This is a genomic window from Streptomyces sp. NPDC058525 (assembly GCF_042719495.1).
Lineage (GTDB): Bacteria > Actinomycetota > Actinomycetes > Streptomycetales > Streptomycetaceae > Streptomyces.
In genome coordinates this window covers 36508-61910 of record NZ_JBHXNP010000024.1, presented here as the reverse complement: position 1 = coordinate 61910, position 25403 = coordinate 36508, and the positions used below count along the sequence as shown (strand labels likewise).

General features: G+C 70.6%; 22 protein-coding genes. 9 read left to right on the top strand and 13 right to left on the bottom strand.

Annotated features, from left to right (window positions below; all coding sequences use genetic code 11):
- Window positions 1–196 precede the first annotated feature (196 nt).
- From ACFWP3_RS14550 to ACFWP3_RS14540, 3 genes are all read left to right on the top strand, one after another.
- Complete coding sequence (locus ACFWP3_RS14550) at window positions 197–844, top strand: hypothetical protein (protein WP_384220328.1); 648 nt, start codon at window positions 197–199, stop codon at window positions 842–844.
- Window positions 844–5352 (top strand): putative T7SS-secreted protein, encoded by a 4509-nt coding sequence (locus ACFWP3_RS14545; protein ID WP_384220326.1) that lies wholly within the window; start codon window positions 844–846, stop codon window positions 5350–5352. The genes ACFWP3_RS14550 and ACFWP3_RS14545 overlap by 1 nt, the downstream gene beginning before the upstream one ends.
- Window positions 5353–5886: 534 nt before the next feature.
- Window positions 5887–6369, top strand: coding sequence for a barstar family protein (locus ACFWP3_RS14540; RefSeq protein ID WP_384220323.1), 483 nt, complete (start codon window positions 5887–5889; stop codon window positions 6367–6369).
- A gap of 260 nt (window positions 6370–6629) precedes the next feature.
- On the opposite strand, the gene ACFWP3_RS14535 is transcribed toward ACFWP3_RS14540, so the two are convergent.
- Window positions 6630–7532 carry a DNA ligase gene (locus ACFWP3_RS14535; RefSeq protein WP_384220321.1) on the bottom strand — a complete coding sequence of 301 codons (903 nt, stop codon included), beginning with the start codon at window positions 7530–7532 and terminating at the stop codon, window positions 6630–6632.
- A gap of 112 nt (window positions 7533–7644) precedes the next feature.
- Here ACFWP3_RS14535 and ACFWP3_RS14530 point away from each other — a divergent pair, with 112 nt between their 5' ends.
- Window positions 7645–7890, top strand: coding sequence for a hypothetical protein (locus ACFWP3_RS14530; protein ID WP_384220319.1), 246 nt, complete (start codon window positions 7645–7647; stop codon window positions 7888–7890).
- A 145-nt stretch (window positions 7891–8035) separates the two neighbouring features.
- Here the strand turns inward: ACFWP3_RS14530 and ACFWP3_RS14525 are convergent, their stop codons facing one another.
- The 5 genes from ACFWP3_RS14525 to ligD all read right to left on the bottom strand — a co-directional run bounded on the left by ACFWP3_RS14525 (window position 8036) and on the right by ligD (window position 11678).
- Complete coding sequence (locus ACFWP3_RS14525) at window positions 8036–8365, bottom strand: hypothetical protein (protein ID WP_384220317.1); 330 nt, start codon at window positions 8363–8365, stop codon at window positions 8036–8038.
- The gene (locus tag ACFWP3_RS14520) at window positions 8355–10118 is read right to left on the bottom strand and encodes a hypothetical protein (protein WP_384220315.1); all 1764 of its coding nucleotides are present in this window, start codon (window positions 10116–10118) and stop codon (window positions 8355–8357) included. Before ACFWP3_RS14520 ends, ACFWP3_RS14525 begins: the two co-directional genes overlap by 11 nt.
- Window positions 10090–10482, bottom strand: coding sequence for a hypothetical protein (locus ACFWP3_RS14515; RefSeq protein WP_384220313.1), 393 nt, complete (start codon window positions 10480–10482; stop codon window positions 10090–10092). Before ACFWP3_RS14515 ends, ACFWP3_RS14520 begins: the two co-directional genes overlap by 29 nt.
- 93 nt (window positions 10483–10575) lie before the next feature.
- Window positions 10576–10776, bottom strand: coding sequence for a hypothetical protein (locus ACFWP3_RS14510; protein ID WP_384220311.1), 201 nt, complete (start codon window positions 10774–10776; stop codon window positions 10576–10578).
- Window positions 10773–11678, bottom strand: a complete 906-nt coding sequence (gene ligD, locus ACFWP3_RS14505) for a non-homologous end-joining DNA ligase (protein ID WP_384220309.1) — start codon at window positions 11676–11678, stop codon at window positions 10773–10775. The genes ACFWP3_RS14510 and ligD overlap by 4 nt, the downstream gene beginning before the upstream one ends.
- Window positions 11679–11709: 31 nt before the next feature.
- Here ligD and ACFWP3_RS14500 point away from each other — a divergent pair, with 31 nt between their 5' ends.
- Window positions 11710–12843: a Ku protein gene (locus ACFWP3_RS14500; RefSeq protein WP_384220289.1), complete on the top strand. Its 1134-nt coding sequence runs from the start codon at window positions 11710–11712 to the stop codon at window positions 12841–12843.
- Window positions 12844–13388: 545 nt separating this feature from the next.
- Here ACFWP3_RS14500 and ACFWP3_RS14495 read toward each other — a convergent pair.
- On the bottom strand, window positions 13389–14120 hold the full coding sequence (locus ACFWP3_RS14495; RefSeq protein WP_384220287.1) for a nuclease-related domain-containing protein: 732 nt from the start codon (window positions 14118–14120) through the stop codon (window positions 13389–13391).
- Between the two features lie 303 nt (window positions 14121–14423).
- Here ACFWP3_RS14495 and ACFWP3_RS14490 point away from each other — a divergent pair, with 303 nt between their 5' ends.
- From ACFWP3_RS14490 to ACFWP3_RS14480, 3 genes are all read left to right on the top strand, one after another.
- Entirely contained in the window at window positions 14424–15071 is a 648-nt protein-coding gene (locus tag ACFWP3_RS14490; protein ID WP_384220285.1) for a hypothetical protein, read from the top strand.
- 318 nt (window positions 15072–15389) lie between these two features.
- On the top strand, window positions 15390–16265 hold the full coding sequence (locus tag ACFWP3_RS14485; RefSeq protein WP_384220282.1) for a hypothetical protein: 876 nt from the start codon (window positions 15390–15392) through the stop codon (window positions 16263–16265).
- Window positions 16262–17491 (top strand): ATP-binding protein, encoded by a 1230-nt coding sequence (locus ACFWP3_RS14480; RefSeq protein ID WP_384220280.1) that lies wholly within the window; start codon window positions 16262–16264, stop codon window positions 17489–17491. The genes ACFWP3_RS14485 and ACFWP3_RS14480 overlap by 4 nt, the downstream gene beginning before the upstream one ends.
- 545 nt (window positions 17492–18036) lie before the next feature.
- Here the strand turns inward: ACFWP3_RS14480 and ACFWP3_RS14475 are convergent.
- From ACFWP3_RS14475 to ACFWP3_RS14465, 3 genes are read right to left on the bottom strand one after another with little or no spacing between them, the layout of a single operon-like run.
- Window positions 18037–18306, bottom strand: a complete 270-nt coding sequence (locus ACFWP3_RS14475) for a hypothetical protein (protein ID WP_384220278.1) — start codon at window positions 18304–18306, stop codon at window positions 18037–18039.
- Between the two features lie 10 nt (window positions 18307–18316).
- Entirely contained in the window at window positions 18317–19030 is a 714-nt protein-coding gene (locus ACFWP3_RS14470) for a TetR/AcrR family transcriptional regulator (protein WP_384220275.1), read from the bottom strand.
- A 39-nt stretch (window positions 19031–19069) separates the two neighbouring features.
- Window positions 19070–19999 (bottom strand): diiron oxygenase, encoded by a 930-nt coding sequence (locus tag ACFWP3_RS14465; RefSeq protein ID WP_384220273.1) that lies wholly within the window; start codon window positions 19997–19999, stop codon window positions 19070–19072.
- Between the two features lie 167 nt (window positions 20000–20166).
- Here ACFWP3_RS14465 and ACFWP3_RS14460 point away from each other — a divergent pair, with 167 nt between their 5' ends.
- On the top strand, window positions 20167–21273 hold the full coding sequence (locus tag ACFWP3_RS14460; RefSeq protein ID WP_384220270.1) for a ferritin-like domain-containing protein: 1107 nt from the start codon (window positions 20167–20169) through the stop codon (window positions 21271–21273).
- 160 nt (window positions 21274–21433) lie between these two features.
- Here the strand turns inward: ACFWP3_RS14460 and nadE are convergent, their stop codons facing one another.
- From nadE to ACFWP3_RS14445, 3 genes are all read right to left on the bottom strand, one after another.
- Window positions 21434–22264, bottom strand: coding sequence for an ammonia-dependent NAD(+) synthetase (gene nadE / locus ACFWP3_RS14455; RefSeq protein WP_384220268.1), 831 nt, complete (start codon window positions 22262–22264; stop codon window positions 21434–21436).
- A 291-nt stretch (window positions 22265–22555) separates the two neighbouring features.
- Window positions 22556–24016 (bottom strand): penicillin-binding transpeptidase domain-containing protein, encoded by a 1461-nt coding sequence (locus tag ACFWP3_RS14450; protein ID WP_384220265.1) that lies wholly within the window; start codon window positions 24014–24016, stop codon window positions 22556–22558.
- Window positions 24013–25380: an FtsW/RodA/SpoVE family cell cycle protein gene (locus ACFWP3_RS14445; RefSeq protein ID WP_384220263.1), complete on the bottom strand. Its 1368-nt coding sequence runs from the start codon at window positions 25378–25380 to the stop codon at window positions 24013–24015. The genes ACFWP3_RS14450 and ACFWP3_RS14445 overlap by 4 nt, the downstream gene beginning before the upstream one ends.
- Window positions 25381–25403 lie beyond the last annotated feature (23 nt).

Here is a 25403-nt window from a genome sequence, read left to right as displayed (position 1 = left end):
CTCTGCGTCAACCCAGAGTGACATCCGGTCACTGCAGGCAGTTCGGCGCGACATCATTCGGTGGCCGGGGCAGGGACTGCGGGCACTCGCCAAGACATGCTGCAGTGGTCCGCTGACCTGGCCGAACGTCGACGCTCGGCGCCGGAGCTGTCGGTCTACTCGTGTAGCGTCTTCGGGAACCTTGGGGGTGGGGATCATGAGTGGTGGCAGCCCAGACCTGGAGATGGATCCGGTCGCCGTGCGGAACATCCAGGACGGTCTGCGGTCCGCAGTCGGGGAGCTGCGGGAGTTCGCTATGGACACCTCGGCGGTGGCGGGTGGCGGCGTGGGCCAGCTGGCGCTGACGGGTATGGAGGCCGGCCATCCGGCGGTCGCTGCGGCCCTGGAGGGCTTCTGCGAGCGCTGGGATCTGAGCGTGAGCAGTCTCTTCGTCATGACCAGTGGGCTCGCCGAGCGCCTTGGTATCGCGGCCGGCTCGGTGTGGGAGGAGGACCAGTACCGCAGGGGCACTTTCAAGGTGCTGGTCAACGCCGGTATTGGCAACCCCTACGCGTCGGAGGACGAGGTCGAGAAGAAGTCCATGGACGCGATCCTCTCCGATCACGCGTTCAAGCGGGAGACGCCGGAGCAGGCGCGTCAGGCCAGGGAGGACTTCGACCGTACGTGGGCGGACACCAAGCGCGGCATCCTCAACGAGGGTTTCGGCGGCGGGGTGTTGGAGGAGGTCGCCGACGCGCAGGGCATGGGCCGCGAGACCCTCGACCGCGTCCGCAACCCGCAGGACGCGGACCAGCAGGGTGGACATCAGGACAGTGATCAGAGCGGGGATCGGGGGAGCTCCTGATGGGCGGAGGCAACTGGCTGGAGAAGGGTGCCGCCTTGACGGGCGACGCCGTCGAGTGGCTCGGCGACAAGACCGCCGACACGTTGGAGGATGTCGGCTGGCAGGGGGGCGCCAACGCCGTCCGCAATACGGCGAACTCTGCGGCGAACCGCCTCGGAGCCGAGGTCACCGAGGTCGAGCTCGGCCAGAGCGACGATCCCAAGCAGCTGGTCCATGGCAGCGCGAGCAGCCTGCGGACGACCGCCGGGCACCTGAGTGATTTCCACGCGGCCTTTACCCGTACCGGGGAGGGCCTGAAGAAGCTGGGCACGGACGGCATCAAGGGCGCGTCGGCCGACGCCTTTCGGGACTCCGTCCAGGAGAAGGCGCCCCGCTGGTTCGCGGCCGCGTCCGCCTTCGAGACGGCGGCAGGCGCGGTCGGTCGCTTCGCCGACACGGTGACCTGGGCACAGGGGCAGGCGAAGGAGGCGATCGACGAGTACAAGACCGCCGTCAAGCTGTCGGAGAACGCCCACACCGCCTACGACACGTGGGTCAAGGACTACGAGTCGGCTGTCAAAGCGCAGCAGGATCCGCTGCCGGCCCGCCCCATGGGTTTCACCGATCCGGGTGCGGACGGCATCAAGGCCGCCCGGCAGAAGCTGGCCGAGGCGCGCCGCCAGCGCGACGACGTGGCCCGCTCGGTGGCGCAGGCGTTGGAGAAGGCCCGTGACGCGGCGCCGAAGGTGTCGGCCGCCGATGCCGCGCTGGTCGAGCTCGTCCGCAAGGGCGCGGAGGCTGAACACTTCCTCGGCGGAGTCGCCAAGGGCGCGGCCGGCCTGGTCAACTTCGGCCGCGCGCTCAGCCCCCAGGACCCGTACAACATCACCCACCCGACCGTGGCCCAGATGGGCCTCAACAGCATGGGTGCCGGCTTCCTCACTGCCGCCAACGACCCGGGCGCCGCTGCCAAGGCCATGGCCGACAGCGCGATGAAGGACCCCTTCGAGTTCGGCGGGAAGCTCGTCCCGGAAGCCGCCGGCCCCAAGGGGGGTGGCCTGCTGTCCGACGCTGCCCGCAGAGCCGTCGGAGCCGCCCGCCTCCTCGAGGATGTCCCGAGCAAGAAACCTACGGGCCGTGATCACTCCGACTCTGACCCGCACGGCACTTCCCGCTGCGGCAAGGACAAGACCTGCGCCGGCGACCCCGTCGATGTCGCCTCCGGCCGAATGGTATTGCCCCAGACCGACCTTGTCCTGCCCGGCTCACTACCCCTCATATTCGGTCGGACCTTCGAATCCTCCTACCGGGCCGGCCGCTGGTTCGGACCCTCCTGGTCCTCCACCGTCGACCAGCGCCTCGAGATCGACGCGGACGGCGTGGTCCTGGTCAACGAGGACGGCAGCCTGCTGGCCTATCCGCACCCCGCTCCAGGCCTGCCCGTCCTGCCCGCGCTGGGCCGGCGCTGGCCGCTGTCGGTCGAGCCGGACGGCACCTACACGGTCACCGACCCCGTCACCGGCCACGTCCGGCACTTCACCGAGACCGGGCTCCTCACCCAGATTAGCGACCGCAACGGCGCCTGGATCGCCTACTCGTACGACGAGCAGGGCGCGCCGCTGTCGATCACCCACAGTGGCGGCTACGCCCTGTCCCTCACCACCTCCGACGGCCGAATCATCGCCCTCTCCCTCGCCGACGGCACGCCCGTGCTGCGCTACGGCTACACCGATGGCCACCTCATCGAGGTGACCAATTCATCCGGCCGCCCCTTGCGTTTCGGCTACGACGACGAGGGCCGGATCGTGTCGTGGACCGACACCAACGACCGGCGCTTCGACTACGTCTACGACGACCGGCACCGCTGCGTGGCCCAGTCCGGCGCGAACGGCCACCTGAACATCCGCTTCACCTACGAGGACGGGCTGACCACCCTCACCGACTCCCTCGGCCACCGCACCCTGTACACGATCAACGACCGCGCCCAGGTCGTGGCCGAGACCGACCCGACCGGGGCTACCACCCGCTCCACGTACGACCTCTACAACCGCCTACTCTCCCGCACTGACCCCCTGGGCCACACCATCCACTTCATGTACGACGAGCGGGGCCTGGTCACCGACGTCACCCGCCCCGACGGCCGTCGGGCCGGCGCCGAGTACGACGCGTCGCTCGGCCTGCCGGTGAAGGTGGTCAACCCCGACGGCACGACCGCCTGCCAGACCTACGACGGACACGGCAACCGCACCTCGGTAACAGATGCCGCCGGCGCCACGACCCGGTTCACGTACGACACGCGCGGCCACCTCGCGTCGGTTACGGACGCCCTGGGACACACCACGACTGTCGAGTGCGACGCCGCCGGCCGCGTCACGGCGACCGCGGACCCCCTGGGCGCGAGGACCACGTACGACCACGACGCCTTCGGCCGCCCCACCGTGATCACCGACCCGTTGGGCCGGACCACCCACGTGACCTGGAGCACGGAAGGCCGTCTGCTGCGCCGCGAGCACGCCGACGGCACCTCGGAGTCCTGGACCTACGACGGCGAGGGCAACTGCCTCACCCACACCGACGCGGTCGGCGGCGTGACCGTCTCCGAGTACGGCGACTTCGACCTCCTCACGGCCCGCACCACCCCCGACGGGACCCGGCACGAGTTCACCCACGACAGCGAGCTGCGCTTGACGCAGGTCACCAACCCCCAGGGCCTGACCTGGGGCTACCGCTACGACGCCGCCGGCCGCCTGACCTCCGAGACGGACTTCGACGCCCGCACCCTGACCTACGCCTACGACGCAGCCGGCCGCCTGACCGCCCGTACCAACGCCAGCGGCTCCACCACCCACTACGAGCACAACGTCCTCGGCCAGATCGTCCGCAAGACCACTCCTGAGGGCCCCACCAGCTTCGAGTACGACGTCTCGGGCGCCTTGGCGGCGGCCACCTCCCCGACCACAGCTATCACCTGGCTCCGCGACCGCGCAGGCCGCCTGGCTTCCGAGACGGTCAACGGCCGCACCTTGACGTACGACTACGACCTCGTGGGCCGCCGCACGTCCCGTACAACACCCACTGGCACCGAATCCTGCTGGACGTATGACGCGGCCAGCCGCCGCTCCTCGCTGACCGCCTCGGGCCGCACCCTGGACTTCGAACGGGATGCCGCCGGCCAGGAGCTCATACGTACCCTCGCCAACACAGTCACCCTCGCCCAGCAGTACGACGCCCTCGGCCGCCTTACCACTCAGCGCTTCGCGGGGCGGCGCCGCGACTACGCCTACCGCCCCGACGGCCACCTCACCGCCATCGATGACCGCCACTTCACCCTCGATGCCGTGGGCCGCGTCACGGCCGTCGACGAGCCCCGGCGGACCGAGCGCTACACCTACGACGAGGCCGGCAACCTGACCTCCGCCATCTGGCCCGACCGCCACCCGGGCGCCGAGGCCCGCGGCGGCCGCACGTACGAGGGCACCCGCATCATGCGGGCCGGCTCGGTCCGCTACGAGCACGACGAGCTGGGCCGGGTCACCCTCCGCCAGAAGACCCGCCTCTCGCGCAAGCCGGACACCTGGCGTTACGAGTGGAATGCCGAGGACCAGCTCGCCGCGGTGACCACCCCCGACGGCACCGTGTGGCGTTACACCTATGACCCGCTGGGCCGCCGCACCTCCAAGCAACGCCTTTCCGCCACAGGCGAGGTCGCCGAGGAGGTTGTGTTCACCTGGGACGGCACCACCCTCTGCGAACAGACCACCGACGCACGGGTCGCCCTCACCTGGGACCACGACGGCCTGCATCCGCTCGCCCAGACCGAACGCGTCCTCGGCACGACGGACGACCGCTTCTTCGCGATCGTCACCGACCTCGTGGGCACCCCGACCCACCTCCTCGCCGAGGACGGCGAAGCCGCCTGGCACACCCGCACCACCCTCTGGGGCACTACCACCTGGAACCGAGACGCGACGGCGTACACCCCGCTCCGCTTCCCAGGCCAGTACTTCGACCCCGAATCTGGTCTCCACTACAACTACTTCCGCACCTACGACCCCGAAACAGCCCGCTACCTCACCCCCGACCCCCTCGGCCTCACCCCCGACCCCAACCCCACAACCTACGTCCACAACCCCCACACCTGGGCAGACCCCCTCGGTCTGGCCCCCGAGGGATGCCCTCAAATCGACGAGGGCAAGCTCGACTATCTATTCGACAATAACATCAAAGCTGATGACCATAATTCTGCGAGGGCAAAACAGAACGCGGATCAGCTGAAGAGCATCGGATTCTCCGACACTCCCGCCTCGCGCGAATATGTCCGCAACCACCTGCGCGAGGCGGTAAAGAACGGACTGGAGGAAACTTATACCGACCAATGGGGCACCTTCGGCAAGACGCACTCTGTCATAATGGGCCCATCGGGGATGCGTGAAGCCGAGGCGATGTGGCAGATGATGCCAGACGGAAGCCCGAGACTCACGACGGTGATCTTCAAGGGAGGGAAGTGGTGGACGAACATCATCGGATGAGATTCATGAATACAGGGGAAACGGGCATCGACTAACTTTCCCTAAGTCTCAACAAGCGCAAGGGGTGGATTGTGGGAGGATTCGCAACACCAGAGTTGCAAGAGTTCGTCAATGCATTCGGAGTGGAACCCATCATTACGGGAGACGGTCAATGCAGAGTCAACTTCACTGACGTAGTCGACGGGAAACTAGAGTTCTCGTACGATGCGATCGGCAGGTCTGTCGCAGTCACTTGGCGCCCCGAACAGGGAGACTCAAGCTTCACCATCTTTCGAGAGGGAGCAACGCTCCTTCGTATTATCGATGGGCCCGAGTCGACGAAGGTGACTGTGGATTTCAGCACTAACGACACCATCGGGAACATGGAAATTCAAGTATTCCCTAAGGTTGCCGTCTCAGATCGTACCCTGCTCTGCTGAAAACCTCCTTCAGCTATGCCCCAATCCCCACACACGGGTCGAATCCATGGGGCTGGCAGGCTCCTACGCCAGGCGGTGACCGCATTGTGGGCGAAAGTCCCAGATGGATGAACTGATGACAGAAGAGGAACCGGCAATCCGTATCGCCCCGTGGATGCACATCATCACGACAGGCGGCGGCATGCATCTTGATGAACTCCTGCCTACGTCAGGCAGCGTTTACGTGGCGCGCCTGAGTGGGCAGGACATGCCCGACGAGATTTCAACGCTTCAGCAGTTCGATGAATTGATGAAGTTCCCCGAACATTTCGGATGGAACTGGAATGCATTCTACGATTGCCTGCGCGACCTCCGATGGCTTTCGTCGGATTACCACCTCCTGATCATCGAATCTGCCGAGAGCATCCTTTCCGAGGATGACGTTGCTCGCGAGGAGTTTTTCAGAACCCTATTGCGCTCTGGTCAGCGGTGGTCCTACACCAAGCGACCCGAGGGTGTGACGCTCAGCAAACTCTCGGTCGTCCTGTCATGCGGCACGGAATCCGCATCCAGCCTCGCGAGACGGCTTGGAGAACTTCAGAACCCACGCAACTTCTAGGCAACATGCAGCATCAGCGATGCTCAACAGCAGCCGTCAGTTTGGCGACACAGAAGTCGGGTCGCCCGATGGAAAGGCGTGGGCCGAGTTGAAACGCGGGGTGATCTTCAGCGAAGGAGTCGCTGCGGTGCGGCTGGAACGATATCTGAGGCAGATTGCGCCGCAAGCGATACTTTCGCAGTCCATGGGAACTCCTCTCATTTCCCCACAACCTATCGCGCTCCCCATGGGCATGGGGTTCGGGCTGAGAGCCCAGTACTTCACTCCTCGAACCTGACACGCACGAACTTGGCTGTCTCGTGGCGACCGGCAGTCTCGCGCACTTCAACCAGGACAGGCTCGATGACCGGGGTCACGAGGCCGTGGTCGGGATGTTCGGTCCGCTCGCCCAGTCGGCCGCGTACCGATTCGCCGACCTGCCGAGCCTGCATTCCCGTCAGGCGCGGCGAGGTCTTCACGGTTCGGCCGTCGGGAAGCTCCACGAGAAGAGCATACGGTCGCTGTTCCGGACCGAAGACGCCGAGGAGTCTGCCGTCTCGGGTGTCGGAGTGCCTGATCTTCCTCCATGCCCACGTTTCCCCCGGCTGATAGGTCGAACTGAGCGACTTCGCCACGATCCCTTCGACACCCACGGCCCTCATCTCGCGAAACCAGAGGTACGCAATCCCCTCGTCCAGCGTGGCCAGCACACGCTGGAGGGGCGGCTCGGCATCGCCCAAAGCCGCACCGAGGAGCTCCCACCGCTCCCATAGCGGCAGACCCCTGACGTCCATGCCTGGGATGGCGAGGATGTCGAAGGCGATGTAGTAGACCGGAATTCTTTTCCGCTCGCGATCGGCGCGGGATCGAAGCAGATCAGTGAAGTTCAGCCGCCCGTCACGGTAGGCGCAGAGCTCGCCGTCCAGGACGATTCCGGGCGGTAGATTCTCGTGCAGATATTCGGCAACCTGCGGGAACTCTCTGGTGAGGTCCCTCCCGGATCTTGACTGCAAGAACACTCTTCCGCCCTCCAGGATGAAGGCGAGTACGCGGAACCCATCCAGCTTGAGGGAGTATTGAAGACCCCCAGGCATGCTGTCCTGCTCGGGGATCTCATCGGCCGGGCGCGGACGCATGACATCGAGGGGCGGTTGGAGGACCACATTCGGCGAACTCTCATCCATTCCGCCAGGGTCTGCTGGCCAGGTCTTCGGCACGGTGGGGCTCGCTGGTCCGGCTGGTCTGTCACCGGAACAGCGTCACCCCGCGCGGGCTCGAAGGTCATTCACGGGTAGTGTGAGCGCGGTCGAGTGGGATGACGAGGGCCGATCGCTTGGCCAGTTGTTCGCGGAATGCCGCGTTCTCGGCCAGCAGGGCCGCGATGACGGTGGCAGCGGCATCGACCTGGTCCTGGAGCTGCCGGCATTCCTGTCGCCTCTTGCGGAGCTTGCCGCGAACTTCGCTGAGCTCCTCGCGGCGCTGTCGGTCCAGGGTGGTAGCCGGACTCTCGTCGACTCGTCTGTCCCATTCGGCGAGGACTGAGGTTCGCGGTTCATGGTGGCTCGGCTGACGCCGGCCTCGCGCCACAGGTTGTTCTTGGTGAGTGTGCCGTCGGTTCGGTTCGGCTTACCCGACAGGAGTCGTTCCATGGCTTCGTGGAGCGCTTGCTCGGCCCTGGGCGACACGGTCACTGGTCCGCCCTCTTGATCATGAGCTCGACATCGTGCAGTTGTGCGTCGAGTAGGGCCCGCCGGTTCATGGGGATCTTGGGTGTGTCGAGCAATCTGATCAAGGAGGAGCGTTCGGCCTGCCAGATAGGCAGGTGCTCTGGGCCGAGGACGCTGTTGGCGCATCGGGACGGCTGGCAGCGGTCAAGGAGCGGGCCCCGGTGCCCCTCCGGGACGACAGCGTCTTCCAGGCATTTCGCGCCGACGGGGTCTTCGTCGTTCATCGTGCAGTGGTTCAGCTTGCCGAATCGGATGGAGATCCGGGTGCGTCGCAGGAGGTCAAATTCCACGCGGACGTCTCCGCGCTGGGCAAATGCCGGTGCTGCGGAGGGCTTCGGCCTGCTGACGGACGGCGGCGAAAGCCTCCCGCATCCGCTCGGCTCCGGGACCGAAACCGATGCTCTCACCACGCCTGTCGGCGGTGTAGAGGTCCTTGAGCCGCTGGAACCGGCGGTCTGCGATCGCGGTGTCGAGGTGGCGGGCCCAGGACGGGTCGTGATCCATGTAGCCCTGCGTGGTGCGCTTGGCCAGGGCCCGGGTGGCGGCATGCTTGAGCTGCATGCCGACCGCGATCTCAGAGCCGGGGAAGTCCTTGGTGAGCATGGTCATCGTTCGGCGGAACATGTGGGGCGTGACGTTCTGCTGCGGGATCTCGTCGAGGTCGGTGATGCGACGGGAACGATTGACGTGGGCGATGAAGTCGGCGACCGCGTGCCCGCTGACGAACCCCTCCCCGGTAGATCGAGGACTCGCGGACGCGAAGGCCAATTCGTTGTGCTGAGACAGCTGGGAGGCGACGTCGATGGCGTCGGCGACCGGAGCAATGATCCACCATTGCTTCGTGGGCAGGTCCGGGTCCAGTTTGCGTTTGGTCGATTTCACCGCCGGGGTACCGTAATGCTCCACGACGGCACCCTTGATGATCTCCCGGATCTCGCAATCCCGCATCATCGACAGCGCGGCGACGAAGACGTAGCAGGCATTGCGCAGGGCGACGCACTCCAGCCACAGGTCGCGGGGCTGTAGCGAGTCATGCCAGGGGCCGCGGCTCCCATCGGGCCGTGACACCTGGATGAGGTCGACCATCAGGCCGACCTGCGTACGGCCCGCCTCGGCGAGCTGTTCGACGACCGCCCGGCGTTCGCGGCCGGGCCGGGACGCGGTTTCGAAGAGGCGGGCATGCCTTGGTTCGGCTCCGATCGTCCAGCACAGCAGTGACCAGTTGACCGGCCCCTCCGCCGCGCCAGCCGCGTGCATGGGAACCATGTGATCGCGGTCAGCGACCCAGGCCCTGAAGAGCCGGTCTGCCTCGGCTGTGCGGATTTTTTGGGCCCGTGCCTGAACGTCCTGCCATTGGGATCGGGCGCGCAAGATGTCCGGGGCGAACACGCTGACGTACGTCCACGCGGCGCGGACAAGGGGGAACCACGTCTCCGGAGCGATCACCGGGGTCTTGAGATCCGGCACGATGGGCTGGTTCAGGACCGCGTTGGTGGAAACACCGGGCCAGGGGTCTCGCTGCAGGCCTCCGCATGCGAAAGCGTGACGGAACCGGTAGAGGGCCTTGATCAGATGGACGTGCCCGAGGGCGCTGGTTGCCTCGCCGGTCTCACATCGCCGCGCGACGTAGCCCTGGAAGTCGTCATCGCTCCAGTCGCCGAGACTTGCGGGCAGCCGTCGGGCGGCGCCGAAGGCGGCCATGGCCCGCAGATGTCCGATCCGCTGAGCGACGGTGACAGGCGACAAAGGCGCAGCCGGCAGGTGAAGGTCGCGCGCGAGAACGGCCGGATGTCGCGGATTGAACCAGACCATGGCCAGTTCGCGGGCCATGAGATTCCACTCCGGGCTGAGGTCGCGAAACCAGACACGCATGCCCGCAGCCTGCATTTTCGGAGCGCGCCTGACCACGCCGTTGATGTCCCAGCACTCCGTGTTGCCGAACCGTGGGGGCTTCGCCCCGTCCAACATCGGGTGGGCCTGGATGCCGGGCTCGTCATCACGGAAGATCGATCGACTATGGGGCAGGGCGAGGTGCTTGGTCATGCGTCGAACTCCACGTGTGCGGCGAGGGGAAGCTGCGGGTCAGACCCTGGTCGGCGACCTGCTGACGAGCCAGCGTGATCTCCGCGTCGGTGCGGGCTGCGATCGCCTCGGTGACGTTCACGCGGCTCTGTCCCCAAAGCGCGTGGAAGTGCTGGGGTGACAGCCGCAGCTGCAGCTGGTCCAGGTGCGCCGAGAACAGCAGCAACTGGGGCAGGTTGGACGGCAGCACGAACGCGTTGCGGCATTCCAGGCAGCGTGTGGGTGCGACCGGGCAGAGCTGGCCGGGCCGTCCGTACGGTGAGTCGAGAGGGTCTCGGCAGCTTGAGACGCCCATGTCCAGCTGGCCGGCCCGCAACTGCTCCACGTCGTCGAGGCTGAGGCCCAGGGTGGCGGCTGATCCCGGCTCATGCAGCGCCGCTTCCGCTTCTTCGGTGAGTACAAGGGGCCCGTCCAGCGCCTAGGCGAACCAGCGTTGCTGAGCTGCTGTGATGACGTTCCCGGCGATGACCCGCAGCGTGGTGCCATGGGCGTAGTGGCTGTGGAAGGTTTCCACCGAGTGGTCGTCGGCGATATCGCTGACCCGACCGTTCGGCTCGTACGCCAGGCCCGCCCCGCGCGGGAGGGTCCGTACGGCCGTGGCCAGCGCGACGCGGATCACGGCCGGGCTCCTCGCGTCCCCGGCAGCCGGCCGGCCCGGTCGGGGTCGGTCAGCGGGCCGAAGAGGTCCCCGTCGCGCTCCAGCCTCGGCGGGATGTCGTCGGCGAGGAAGACCAGGTCGGAAGGGCGGCGGCAGGCCTCGACCTCCGCCCAGGACACCGGGGCGGACACGGTCTGCCGGGCCCGCGCGCGCAGGGTGTAGGGCGCGGCGGTGGTCTTGGCGGCGGCGTTCTGGCTGTGGTCGACGAAGACCTTGCCAGGGCGCAGCGCCTTGGCCATGCGGTGGACGACCAGGTCGGGAAGCTCGCGCTCGGCCTCCTGCGCGAGCTGCTTCGCGTACGCCGACACCTGCTCGGAGGGGGTCGGCTCGAGGGGTACGGCCAGGTGCATGCCCTTGGAGCCGGAGGTCTTGGCGTAGGCGTGCAGGCCGTCGGCGGCGAGCCGGTCGCGCAGCCACAGCGCGGCGGCGCAGCACTCGACGACGGAGGCGGGCGCGCCGGGGTCGAGGTCGAGGACGAGGCGGTCGGCGACGGCGGGGCTGCCGGCGGGCCACTGGGGGGTGTGGAACTCGACGACGAGGTTGGCGGACCACATGAGGGTGGCCAAGTCGGCGACGACCACCTGCTCGGCGGAGAGGTCCTCGGAGCGGGGCACGGGGGTGGTCTTCACCCAGTCGGGCGTGCCGGGCGGCGGGTTCTTGGTGAAGAAGAGCTGGCCGTCCGGGCCGTCGGGATAGCGCAGGAAGGACACCGGGCGGTCGTGGATGTGGGCGAGGAGGGAGCCCGCGACGGTGGCGTAGTAGTGCAGGACCTCGCCCTTGGTGAAGCCGGTCTCGGGGTAGAGCACCTTGTCGAGGTTGCTCAGCGCGATGCGACGGCCCTCCACCAGTGTGATCGGCGTCATACGATGAGATTGCCACGAATCAGGAGGAACCGTGCGATCCATTTGGAACGGGGCGATCTCCTTCGGCTTGGTCAGCATCCCGATCAAGCTCGTGAACGCCACCGAGAGCCACTCGATCTCCTTCCGCCAGATCCACCTCGGCGACGGCGGGCGGATCCGCTACCGCAAGGTGTGCGAGCTGGACGGCGAGGAGGTGCCGGGCGCCGAGATCGGCAAGGGGTACGAGGAGGCGGACGGGTCGATCATCCCGATCACGGACGAGGACCTCGCGCAGCTGCCGATCGCGACCGCGAGGACGATCGAGATCATGTCGTTCGTACCGGCGGACGAGATCGATCCGCTGCAGATGGACGCGGCGTACTACCTCGCGGCGAACGGGGCGACGGCGGCGAAGCCGTACACGCTGCTGCGGGAGGCGCTGAAGCGGAGCCGGAAGGTCGCGATCGCCAAGTACGCGCTGCGGGGGAGGGAGCGGCTGGGCATGCTGCGGGTCGTGGACGACGTGATCGCGATGCACGGGCTGTTGTGGCCGGACGAGATCCGGGCGCCGGAGGGGGTGGCGCCGGAGGCGGACGTGAGCGTACGGGAGGCCGAACTCGACCTGGCGGACGCGCTGATGGCGACGCTGGGCGAGGTCGAGCTGTCGTCGCTGCACGACGACTACCGGGAGGCCGTGGAGGCGATGATCGCGGCGAAGGCGGGCGGGGCGTTCGAGCCGACGGAGGCCGTGGTGGAGCCGGCCGGCGGGCAGGTGATCGACCTGATGGCGGCGCTGGAGAAGAGCGTGAAGGCGGCGAAGGCCTCGCGGGGGGAGGCCGGTGCCGATGCCGATGCCGATGCGGATACCGAGGCCGAGGTGACGCCGATCAGGGGTCGGCGGAAGTCGACGGCGAGCGGAAGCCGGGGCAAGGCTGGGGCTGGGGCTGCGGCTGCGCCGAAGGCGGTGGGCGGGAAGAAGTCGACGACGGCATCGGCGAAGAAGACCGCGTCGGGCGCGACGAAGAAGGCCGCAGGGGCGGCCAAGTCCACGTCGAAGACCGCCAAGTCGAGCACCGCGGCCACGAAGTCGACGTCGACGGGCACCAAGTCGGCCTCGGCCACGGCAAAGAAGACAACGGGCACGACAAAGAAGGCCACCCCGCCCCGCAAGCGCACGTCGGCCTGAGGTGGGGGGGCGGGGCGGAGCCGGCCGGGGCTTGGTCGGGACCGGAGTTGGGGCCGCGGCGGAGCCGGGCCGGGCCGGCGTTGGGCCAGGGCGGAGCGGGGCGCGCCCACGCAGAGCATGGCCGTGGCCCGGCCGGAGCGAGGCAGAGCCGGAGCCGAGCCCGGAGCCGGAGCCGAGCCGAGGCCGGGGCCGGGGCGGAGCGGTGGCCGGGGCCGCGGCGGAGCGGGGGTCCCGCCGACCGGGGCCTGACCGGAGCGGGGCCGTGGCCTGGGCGGAGCCGGGCCGTGGCCTGGGCGGAGCCGGGCCGTGGCCAGCCGGAGCGAGGCAGAGCCGGGGCCGGAGCGGAGGCCGGAGCTGAGGTCCGGCGGACCGGGGCCGGGCCTGGCCGTTGGGCCGGGGCGGAGCCAGGCCCGGGCCTGGCGAGTCGCCTGCGGTTGTCTCTGCCCCGCCTGGTCGCGTGGCTGGGGGGTCGCGTCGGGGTTCGGGGGCTGGGAGGGCGGGGTTCGGGTGGCCGGTCGGTGGTGGCGGGGTTGGGGGGTTGGGGGTCAGTGTGGGGTGGGGGGTAGCCAGGTTCTTGTGTCTCGGGACAGGGTGAACAGGGCTGCTATGTCCGGGGGTTTGAGGGATGTCGGGGAGGACGTGAGGTCTGCCGCGGCCGTGCCGGGCTGGAGGATGCGGACGTCGCGGAGGGTGGGGGCCACCTCTACGCGGGAGGCGTCGACCACGGCCAGGGCCGGGGTGACCTGGGCGGTCAGGGCGAGGGTGGCGCGGGCCGCCGCGCGGCGGGTCCAGCGGGGATCCGGGCGGGGGTCCGTACGGCCGACCGTGAGGAGGAGGTCGCCGGCCACCGCGCGCTGGCGGCGGCCCGGGACCGTGCGGACGCAGAAGATCCCCGGCGGGCCGATGAGCAGGTGGTCGATGTGGCCGAGGCCGGGGACCGGGACGCAGTGCAGGGTGCGCCAGCCGTCCGCCTCCAGGGCGTCGAAGGTGTCGCGCATCCGCTGCTGGGCGGCCAGGTACGGGCGCAGGCGCTGGCGGGTCCTGGTGCCCGCCGGGCCGTGTTCCAGCTCGCCCAGCAGGATCTCGCCGGGGCGGTTCGGGGCCAGGTCGGCGTCGGGCGGGAGCGCCAGGCCGGCCAGGTCGGCTGCCGTGGGGACGGGGGGCGGCCCGATCGAGACCGTGCCGCTCAGGTAGGGGCGCAAGGCCGTCAGGATCGCCTCGCGGTGGTCGTCGGCGAGGACGCTGATCCGGTTGGCCTGCCGGTCGTACCAGGCCACCGCGCGACCGTCGGGCAGATTGACATACAACCGGCCTCGGCCCGCCCGGCCGCCCGGCATCACCCTGAGTCCCTTCATGGGCCCTCACCCCCCGCCGTCCATGGGAGCAGCCGGGGCGCCGCTCGGCAATCCCCCCGCCGTGTAACGACTCCGACGTGACCCTGCGACGCCGCTGTTACACGAACGGGGCTCTGCCGCAACGGCCGACACCTAGGTTTGTCCCATCAGGACCGACCAGGGCCGACCAGGACCGACCAGGACCGACCCGGGCCTGCCCGCACCGACCAGTACGAAGGGTTTCCCGTGAGCACCGTCAGCCGCCGCACTCTCGTTCGCGCCGCCGCCGTGACCGCATGCGCCGGAAGCCTGCTGGCGCTGCCCACCGCCGCCGCCCTCGCCGAAGGGGTCCCCGCGGCCTCGTCCGCGCACTCCTCCGCGCCGCAGGCCACGCTGGTCAAGAGCCTCACCCTCGCGGACGGCACCTCCACCGCGAAGGTGTACCGCACCGCCGCGGGCGCCTACCACGCCGACATCCTGACCGCTGCGGGCCACAAGGCGACCACCCTGACGAGCCGTGACGGCATCACCGGCTTCGGCGGGGCCGGGGACCTGCACGCCGCGCTGGAGTCCGACGGGCGGCTGACGTCCTGGGTCGGCACCGACGCCCCCGCGCAGGGCCAGGCCCACCCCGTGGCGGGCGACGGCAACAAGGGCGACGGCCACAAGACCGGTACGCGTACCGGGCAGGTCGTCCCCGCGTCGGCGCCGAAGGCGGCGGGCGGCGAGGGCCGGTCCCTGGCCACCGGACCGGCCGAGTCGCTGCGCCTGGACACGCTGGCCGACGGGCCGGGCGAGGGCGTCTTCCTGCTCGCAGCGGGCGGCGGCATCGCGGCCATCGGCGCGGCCGGGCTCGGCTTCGCGATGCTGCGGCGTGGGCGGACCGAGAGCTGACGCCCGGCGGCACGCCGCCGGAGCCTGCCGGCGCGCGCCGGAGACCGCCCCGGCCCTGGCGTACCGCGGCTGACGCCCGGCGGCACCCCCGCCGGAGCTCGCCCCGGCCCCGCCGTACCGCGGCTGACGCCCGGCGGCGCCCCCACCGGAGCCCGCCGTACCGCGCCGGAGCCCACCCCGGTCCTGCCGGAACCTGCCGTACCGCGCCGGAGCCCGCCGAGGCCGCGGCAGAGCCTTGAGCAGGCCGGGCAAACCTCCGCATAAGGTTGACGGGACCCGAAGGTCGTACCGCTGCGGACATGGAGGACGCTGGGCTCTGTGAAAACGTTTCCCTTCCGCTCGGCCGCGGCCCGCCTCCCGCAGGCGCTCGTACTGACCGGCCTGCTCGCGGCGCTGCCCCTGCTGACGGGCTGCGGCGATGCCGGCGGGCTGGTCGGCGCGGGCTCGACGCCGACCGTGAGCGGGCCCGTACACCTGTGGCCCGACCGCCAGGGCGCGGTCGTACCGCCGGCCGATCCGGGCGGCGCTCCGCCCGAGTACGTCAGGGGAATCGCGCCCGTCCAGGGCCAGGACGTGCACGCCGTGGACCCGGTGGCCCTGGTGCAGGCGGAGCTGCGGGCCCATCCGAAGACCGACGTCGGCCCGGACGGGATGCCCGCCGAGACCGCCGCCGCGATCAGGAACTGCGGCAAGGAGGGCGTGGAGCCCGGGGAGTGCCCGGTGCTGACGCCGTACTACCGGGACCTGACGGGCAACGGCAAGGACGAGCTGATCGTCGGCATCGAGTACCCGGACAAGATGATGTCGGTACGGGTGTACACGGCGGACGCCGACGGCCGCCTCAACCGCATCATGGCGACGACGCAGACCGTCATCAACGTGGACCTGGCCGGGCGGGACGTGGTCCTGCGGGTGCCCAGCGGGAACAACGGCTACGAGCTGATCACCGCCTGGTCCTGGGACGAGAAGCAGCTGACCATGCTGCCGACGCGCGAGCAGATCGTACGGGTGCCGGGCAATCCGCAGGGCCCGGCCAATCCCGGCCGTGGCGCGGGCGGCGGAGGCGGAGGCGGTGCGGGCCGTGGCGCGGGCGGGAGCGACGGGGACGGGCCCGGGGCGGGCGGCGGGGACGGGACCGGCGCCGGTCCCCGGTCGAAGACCTCGGGCGCGCCCGGCAGCCCGGGCACGCCGTGAGACCCCGGCTGCCCGCCTGGACCGCCACGCTGACCTGGAAGTCCGCGTGCTTCATCGTGGTGATGTGCTGTGCGCTGGCGGCGGCGCTGGGCGTGCTGGTGCACGTGGAGGTGACCCGGCAGACCGTGGCCACCGCGCGCGAGAAGGCGCTCGGCAAGCTGAACGACGCCTCCCGCGCGTACGAGGCGGGCGAGGCCCTGCCGCCGGATTCGGCGCTCGATCCGGTGGGGCTGCCGCCGCGGCTGCGGGCGCTGGCCCTGAGCGGGCAGCGCGGGACGGTCGTGGGCGACTACCGGGGCCGCCCGACGATGTGGGCGGCGGCTCCGGCCGACGGGCGGGCGCTGGCCACGGCCATCGACTACGAGCAGAGCGCGCGCACGATCAGCGGGCTGGACAACGCGATCATCGGGTCGTCGGTCCTGGCGATCGGCGGAACGCTGCTGGTCGGCGCGTTCGCGGTGACCCGCGTGACGCGGCGGCTGCACCAGACGGCGACGGTGGCGCGGCGGATCACGCAGGGGGACCTCGACGCGCGCGTGGGCGATCCGCGCACGAAGGACCCCTCGCGGCACCAGGACGAGGTGGCGACGGTGGCCGGGGCGCTGGACACGATGGCCGGGAGCCTGCAGGCGAAGCTGGAGAGCGAGCGGCGGTTCACGGCGGACGTGGCGCACGAGCTGCGCACGCCGCTGACCGGGTTGCACGCGGCGTCGGAGCTGCTGCCGGAGGGGCGTCCGACGGAGCTGGTGCGGGAGCGGGTACGGACGATGCGGCAGCTGACGGAGGACCTGCTGGAGATCTCGCGGCTGGACTCGGGCAGCGAGGTGGTGGAGACGGACCTGCACCAGCTGGGGCGGTTGGCGGGGCGCGTGGTGCGGGCTTCGGGGACGGACACGGAGGTCGTCGTGGTCCGGGACGCGCACGTGGAGACGGACCGGCGGCGGCTGGAGCGGGTGCTGGGCAATCTCGTGGCCAACGCGCACAAGCACGGGCGGGCGCCGGTGGTGCTGACGGTGGACGGGCCGGTGGTGACGGTACGGGACCACGGCGACGGCTTCCCCGACTACCTGTCGGCGCACGGTCCGCAGCGGTTCCGCAGCGGGGGCAAGGGGCACGGGCTGGGGTTGACGATCGCGGCGGGGCAGGCGGAGGTGATCGGGGCGCGGCTGGAGTTCCGTACGGCGGAGGGGGGCGGGGCGTTGGCGGTGTTGGTGTTGCCGGGGTGACGGGCGACTGGCGTCGGGCTGGCGGGGGCTTGGCCGGCGTCTGGGCGGGGCCTGGCGTCTGGGCGGGGCTTGGGCTTTGGCCGGGGCTTGGGCTTTGGCCGGGGCTTGGGCTTTGGCCGGGGCTTGGCCTTTGGCCGGGGCTTGGGCTTTGGCCGGGCTTGGCCTCTGGCCGGGGTGACTGGCGTCGGCTCGGCGGGGGCTGGGGTGGCCGTGGCTTTGGTGGGGCCGGGGACGGGGTGGGGTGCCGTCCGGGACTGCGTGATGTGTGGCGCCCTGGGTGGGGCTTCGGGGCTTGCGGGTTTGGGGGGTGCCACACGGATCACGCTTTACGTCCCGGACGGCACCCCACCCCGCCCCCGGCCCCCGCCGACTTCGGGAGTCCGGCCCCTTCGGAGGTGCAGGGGCTTGGGCAGCGCCCACCGATCACGCTTTACGTCCCGGACAGCACCCCACCCCGCCCCCGGCCCCCGCCGACTTCGGGACTTCCGGCCCTGCACCAGGGATGCTGCGGTACGTCCAGCCCCTCGGTAGGAGCACTCTTCGCTTCAGGGGCGTGGGGGCTTGGTCCAAGGCCAGCGGGGTTTTGGTTTTGTGCCTGTGGGGACGTGGCGGTACTTCCAGCCCTTCTGGAGGCCCAGGCGTTTGGAGTAGCCCGCCGGGACGCGTTCGTAGAGGAGCACCGTCGGCTTGGCTCCGTCCGGGGCCGGGACCGGGATTTCGTACCACTTCGGGGGGTGGCCGGTCGGGCCGAGGAGGATCGGGAGGACCCGGCCGTCCATCGGGCCGCCCTCGAAGGGGGTCGGTTCGCTTCTCACCCCACCAGTGTCACAGGAGGTGGGCGGCCTCGGAGACCACCGGGATCACGCGCCGGGCCAGCACCCCGACCGGGCCGTCCGCCGATTCCAGGGCCAGGGCGGCGCGGGCGGCGGCCTCGGTTTCCGGGTCCGTGGCGGCGGTGGCCGTGAGGAGGGCGATGAACTGGTCCACCAGCCAGTCCCGGAGGTGGCCGACCTCGGGCTGCTTGCCCTCGTCGATCCAGATGAGGGAGGCCGCCTCGACCGCGGTGATCCACGTACGGACCATCATGCGCAGGCGGGGGCCGGGGGTGGGGACGCCGAGGTGGACGAGGATCTGTTCGGCGGCGGCCCGGCGGATGCCGTCGACCGTGGCCGTCGTGCGGGAGGTCTCCACGACGCTGCCGCCCTGGAGGAGGGCCGCGAAGCCGGTGTCGTGTTCGTCGACGAAGGCCAGGTAGCGGTCGAGGGCGCGGCTGAGGCGCTGGGTGAGCGGGCCCTGCTGCGGTTCGGCGAAGCAGAGCTCGAGGAGGTCGGCCGCGGAGCGCAGGGCGGCCTCGTAGAGCTGCTGTTTGCCGCCGGGGAAGTAGCGGTAGACGAGCGGGCGCGAGACGCCGGCGGCCTCGGCCACGTCGTCGAGCGAGATCTCCTCCGGCGCGCGGTGCGCGAACAGCGACAGGGCGGCGTCGAGGAGTTGGGCTCGCCGCTCCTCGACGCTCAGCCTGCGGTACGCGCGTACGGTCATGCCCGCAGAGTAGACGACGCCCTCCGGGCTGTGACCGGGTCAGGCCAGGAGGCCCGAGCTCTTCCACAGCCTGCGGCCGACCCCGCGCAGCACGCCGATGTCGTCGAGGAAGTCGGTGAGCCGCTTCGCGCCGGTCTGCATGACCTCGCGGCGGTGGCCGCTCGCCCTGACCTGGGCGACGGCTTCGCGGCGGTCGAGGCCGATGTTCTCGTACACGGCCGGGTTGACGAAGGCGAGGGAGAAGACGCGGGCGGCCTCGCCGCAGCTGACGCGGGTGAGCTCCTGTTCCCAGCGCGGGGCCGTCAGCATCTGGCGGCGCAGTTCCTCGCGGGCGTACCGGACGTGCCGGGCCTCTTCGATGACGTGGATCCGGGTGACCCCGCGGACCAGCGGCTGGACGCGCTCGTCCGGGAAGGTCAGGCGCTGCATCCAGTCGAGGATCTCCTCGCCGAGGAGGGTGCAGGCGAAGGAGCCGGGGGTGGTGGAGATGGTCTTGAGGACGCGGGCGAGGTTGTGGTTGACGCGGGAGACCGGGTAGGCGGGGGCGCCGGCCTTCTGGATCATGCGGGCGAACATCATCGAGTGGCGGCACTCGTCGGCGATCTCGGTGAGCGCGTAGCGGACGTGGTTGCTGGTCAGGGACTTGTCGTAGATGTGCCGGACCATGAGCTGCATGAGGATGATCTCGAACCAGATGCCGAGGGAGCCGAGGGCCGCGGCCTCGTGGCGGGAGAGGTCGATGCGCTGCTCCTCGCCCATCTTCTTCCAGAGCGGGGTGTCGTAGAGGGAGAGCAGCTCCGGCGGCCAGTAGTACTTGCCCTCGATCACCGGGGCGTCCCAGTCGAGTTCCTTGTCGGGGTCGAAGGAGTGCTTGGCGGAGGATTCGAGCAGTCGCTCGGCGATCTGCTCGCGGTCCTTGAGCAGGCCGAGGGCGTCCCTCAGCGCGGCTCGATCGGTCACGGTCGTCATGGCTTCGGACACCTCGTCGTCGAGTTACCGGCGGTCACTGGTTATGAGACTGCTTGTCAGCAAGGTCGTCAATCCCCCGCGCACGACTTGTTGACCGCGCGTCTACCAACGTGTGACGCTGCCAACTGACCGGTCCTGTACGGCAGTAGGTGACAAAGGGGGCGTCAGTGTCGACGCACGAGCTCTACACCACGGACCCGGGCGAGGGCGTCTGGCAGATCCCCTCCTCCGGCTCGGCCCGCTTCAACTGGGAGTACGACGGGGGCCGCGAACGCCTCCTCGCGCTCTACCAGAAGGGCAAGGACAAGCAGTGGGACGGCGCCAAGCGCATCGACTGGGACACCGAGGTGGACCCGTACGACCCGCTGGGCACCCCGGACGAGGTGCTGACCCTGTACGGGACGCGGCACTGGGCCAAGCTCACCGAGCGCGACAAGGGCGAGCTGCGCCGGCACTACTCCTCATGGCAGTTCAGCCAGTTCCTGCACGGCGAGCAGGGGGCGATGGTGTGCGCGGCGCGGATCGTGGAGTCCGTGCCGGACCTGGACGCGAAGTTCTACTCCGCCACCCAGACCATGGACGAGGCCCGGCACGCCGAGATCTTCGGGCGCTTCCTGCACGAGAAGGTCGGGATGCTCTACCCGATCAACAACAGCCTCCAGGGGCTGCTGGGCGACACCCTGCGCGACTCCCGCTGGGACATGCCGTACCTGGGCATGCAGGTGCTCATCGAGGGGCTGGCGCTGGCCGCGTTCGGGATGATCCGCGACACGACCGACAAGCCGCTGCCGAAGCAGATCCTCGCGTACGTGATGCAGGACGAGGCCCGGCACGTGGCGTTCGGGCGGATGGCGCTGCGCGACTACTACAAGCAGCTGACGGACGCCGAGCTGCGCGAGCGCGAGGAGTTCGTGATCGAGGGCTGCTACCTGATGCGGGACCGGCTGCGCGGGGTGGAGGTGCTGGAGAACTTCGGCATCCCGAAGAAGGAGGCCGAGCAGTTCAGCGAGCAGTCGGAGTTCCTGGCGCTGTTCCGCAAGCTGCTCTTCAGCCGGATCGTGCCGTGCGTGAAGGACATCGGGCTGTGGGGCGAGCGGCTGCAGAAGGCGTACCTGGAGATGGGCGTCTTCGAGATGGGCGACTCCAACCTCGACCTGCTGATGCGCCAGGACGAGGAGATCGCCGAGGCCCTCGACCGCGAGCGGTTCGCGGCCGAGGAGTCGGAGCGGGTGGCGGAGGTGCGTGCCGCGATCTCCGAGGGGGCGGAGGCCTAGGCCCCTGCGGGGCGCGGGGCTGGGCGTTGGGCCGGACGTCCTGCCGGGGGTCGGCTCGGCCGGTGCCGAGGGCGGGGCTCCGGATGCGGCGGCGGCGCGCCCGGCGTCCGGGCTACGGTGCGATCGGCAGCCGGCGCTACGGTGCGATCGGCAGCCGGCGCTACGGTGCGATCGGCAGCTGGCGCTTGTGCTCGGTGAGGCGGTAGCGGCGGGCGATGGTGTCGAAGGCGCGCCCGTCCACCGGCTTGCCCTCCAGGAAGTCGTCGATGTCGTCGTACGTGACGCCGAGCGCGTCCTCGTCGGCCTTGCCCGGGTCGAGGGTCTCCAGGTCGGCCGTCGGGGTCTTCCACACGAGCTCGGCGGGTGCGCCCAGGGCGTCCGCGACGGCGCGCACGCGGCGCTTGGTCAGGCCGGTGAGCGGGACGAGGTCGGCGGCGCCGTCGCCGAACTTGGTGAAGAAGCCGGAGACCGCCTCGGCGGCGTGGTCGGTGCCGACGACCAGGCCGTCGTGCGCGCCCGCGACCGCGTACTGGGCGATCATGCGCTGGCGGGCCTTGATGTTGCCCTGCACGAAGTCCTGGTGGTGGTCGTCGCGGAAGGCCACTCCGGCGGTGAGCGAGGCGGCGAGGGCGGCGTCGCTGGCGGGCTTCACGTCGACGGTCAGGACGTGGTCGGCGCGGATGAAGGAGAGGGCGAGCTGGGCGTCCTTCTCGTCGGCCTGGACCCCGTAGGGCAGCCGCATCGCGTAGAACGCGGCCTCGTGCCCGGCCGCGCGGGCCCGCTCAACGGCGAGCTGGCACAGCCGCCCGGCGGTGGTGGAGTCCACGCCGCCGCTGATGCCGAGGACCAGGGAGCACAGCCCGGTCGAGGTGAGCCGCTCGGTGAGGAAGGCCACCCGGCGCTCGATCTCGCGCTCCGCGTCGAAGGTCTCGCTCACCAGGAGTTCCCGGGCGATCTGCTGCTGCAGTGCGGTGGACGCAGGCTCGCTCACGGCTGCTCCTCGGGGTCGTGCGTGGGTACGCGGTTCGCTGCTCCCCCGACCCTAGTCGACGCCCCGGGCCCATACGGCTCGGCCCCCGCGGCCCGGGCTTCCGCCCCCTCACCCTCCGCGGCCCTGGCCTCCGCCTCCTCCGCCCGCCTCGCGCGGCCGGCCCCCGCCGGCCCTCCAGCGCGCCCCGCAGCCCCGGGCCCCGTACGGCTCGCACCCCACGACCCCGGCCCCCAGACAGCCCGGCCCCGACCCCCTCCGCCCGCCCGCCGCGCGCGGCCCCCGCCCCGCCCGTCAGCGTGCCGACAGGGCCGCCTCCATCACCGCTCGGGCGATCGGTGCCGCGGCCAGGTTGCCGCTGATGTCGCCGCGGTTCGCCGCCGCGTCCTCGACCACCACCGCGACCGCGACGGCCGGCAGGGGGGCGCCCTCGGCCTTGGCCCAGGAGATGAACCAGGCGTACGGGGTCCCCGCGTTGCCGACGCCATGCTGCGCGGTGCCGGTCTTGCCGCCGACCACCGCGCCCGGGATGGCCGCGTTCTTCCCCGTCCCGTTCTCCACCACCTTCACCATCAGCTCCTGCATCCGCAGCGCGGTGGCCGGGTTCATGGCGCGGCCCAGGCTGCGCTGGTCGCCCCGGCGCACGGGGGATCCGTCGCCCTGCGTGGTCCGGTCGACCAGGTAAGGGGACTTGAGCTCCCCGCCGTTGGCGACCGCGGCCGCCACCATCGCCATCTGGAGCGGCGTGGCCCGGGTGTTGAACTGGCCGATCGCGGACAGGGCGAGCTGGTCCCGGCTCATGTCGGTGTCGAAGTTCGACCGCGACACCCACGAGGGCACCCGCAGCCCGTCGCGGTTGAAGCCGAACCGCTCCGCCGCCTCCACCATGCCGCGCAGCCCGACCCGCACCCCGATCTTCGCCATCACCGTGTTGCAGGACCACTGCACCGCCTCCGCCATCGAGGCGTCCTGGCAGCCGGTGCCCGCGTTCGGCAGCAGGGTGCGGGTGCCGGGCAGCGGGTAGGGGTCGGGGGTCTCGGTGGGCGCGTCCACATCGGTGACCACGCCCGCGTCGAGGGCGGCCGCCGCCGTCACGATCTTGAAGGTGGAGCCGGGCGGGTAGGTCTCGCGCAGCGCCCGGTTGAGCATCGGCCGGTCGGGGTCCGCGTTCAGCCGCGCCCACTCCCCCTTGACCCGCGTCCCCGTGCCGGAGAGCGCGGACGGGTCGTAGGAGGGACTGCTGACCAGGGCGAGGATCTTCCCGGTGGCCGGCTCGACGGCGGCCACCGCGCCCCGTTTGCCCGCGAGCCCGGCGTACGCGGCCAGCTGGACGCCGGCCCGGACGGTGGTGGCCGCGTTCCCGCCGTCGGGGCGGCCGCGCGTCAGGTCGTACCAGAGCGGGAAGGCCGAGAGCCCGGGGTCCGTGCCCGCGAGGACGGCGTCCTCGGCGCGCTCGACGAAGCTGGTCCCGTACGTCTGGGAGGAGAAGCCGGTGACGGGCGCGTACAGCGGGCCGTTGGCGTAGGTCCGCTCGTAGCGCAGGAGTTGGCCGCTGTCCCGGGAGCCGGTGACGGGACGCCCGTCGACCAGGATGTTCCCGCGCGGCTGTGCGTAGCGCTCGATGGCGGGGCGTTTGTTGGCCGGGTTGGCGCCGTAGGCGGCGGACTCCCAGACCTGCACGCGGGCGATGTTGACCAGCAGGGCGACGAGCAGCAGGGCACAGAAGTACGCGCACCAGCGGATGTAGCGGATCACTCGGGGGGCTCCTGCGGTGCGGGCCTGCGGGCGCTGTCGCTGAGCCGGACCAGCAGGGCGACGATGATCCAGTTGGTGACGACGGAGGAGCCGCCCTGGGCGAGGAAGGGCATGGCCATGCCGGTCAGCGGGATCAGGCCGGTGACGCCGCCCGCGATGACGAACACCTGGAGCGCGACGATCGAGGCGAGGCCGGTGGCGAGCAGGCGGCCGAAGGGGTCGCGCAGGGCCAGCCCGGCGCGGAAGCCGCGGGCGACGAGGAGCCCGTAGAGCAGCAGGATCGCGGCGAGGCCGACGAGGCCGAGTTCCTCGCCGGCGGTGGCGAGGATGAAGTCGGACTTGGCGGCGAAGCCGATGAGGAAGGACTGGCCGTGGCCGAGCCCGGCGCCGAGCAGGCCGCCGGCGCCGAACGCGAAGAGGGACTGGGCGAGCTGGCCGGGGCCTTCGCCGCGCTCGATGGAGGCGAAAGGATTCAGCCAGTCGTCGACGCGGCTGTTCACGTGCGGTTCGAAGGTCCCGACGGCGTAGGCGCCGACCCCGGCCAGGACGAGGCCGATGGCGATCCAGCCGATCCGTCCGGTGGCCGTGAACAGCATGATCACGAAGAGTCCGAAGAACAGCAGCGAGGTGCCGAGGTCCCGCTCCAGGACCAGTACGCCGACGCTCAGCGCCCAGATCGCGAGGATCGGACCGAGGACGCGGCCGGGCAGGAGGCGCAGCTTCCAGAAGAGCCGGCGGCCGGTGAGGGCGAGGGCGGTGCGGTTCGCGGCGAGGTAGGAGGCGAAGAAGACGGCGAGCAGGATCTTGGCGAACTCTCCGGGCTGGAAGGAGAGTCCGGCGAAGCGGATCCAGATGTGGGCGCCGTTGACCGCCGGGAAGAAGACGGGGACGAGCATCAGCACCAGGGCGACGGCCACGGACAGGTACGCGTACCGCTGGAGCACCCGGTGGTCGCGCAGCGCGAGGACGGCGAGGACGAACAGCGCCACCCCGAGGCCGGACCAGCGCAGCTGGTCCCCGGCGGCGAGGTGGCCGGGGGTGGTGGCGTCGAGGCGCTGGATGAGGACGAGGCCGAGGCCGTTGAGCAGCACGGCGATCGGCAGGACGAGGGGGTCGGCGTACGGGGCGCGGAGGCGGACGGCGAGGTGGGCGAACAGGGCGGCGACGGCGAGGCCCGCGGCGTAGTGGGCGGCGGCGCCGGGGATGCGGCCGGTGGTGGCGAGGCCGACGTAGAGGTGGCCGAGTACGGCGATCAGGACGGCGCCGACGAGGAGCGTCAGCTCGACACCGCGGCGCTTGGGGGCGCCGGCGCCGGGCGGTGGGGGCGGCGCGGGCTCCGCCACCTGTGCCGTCAGAGCGGTCATAGGCGAAACGTAGCAAGCGAATG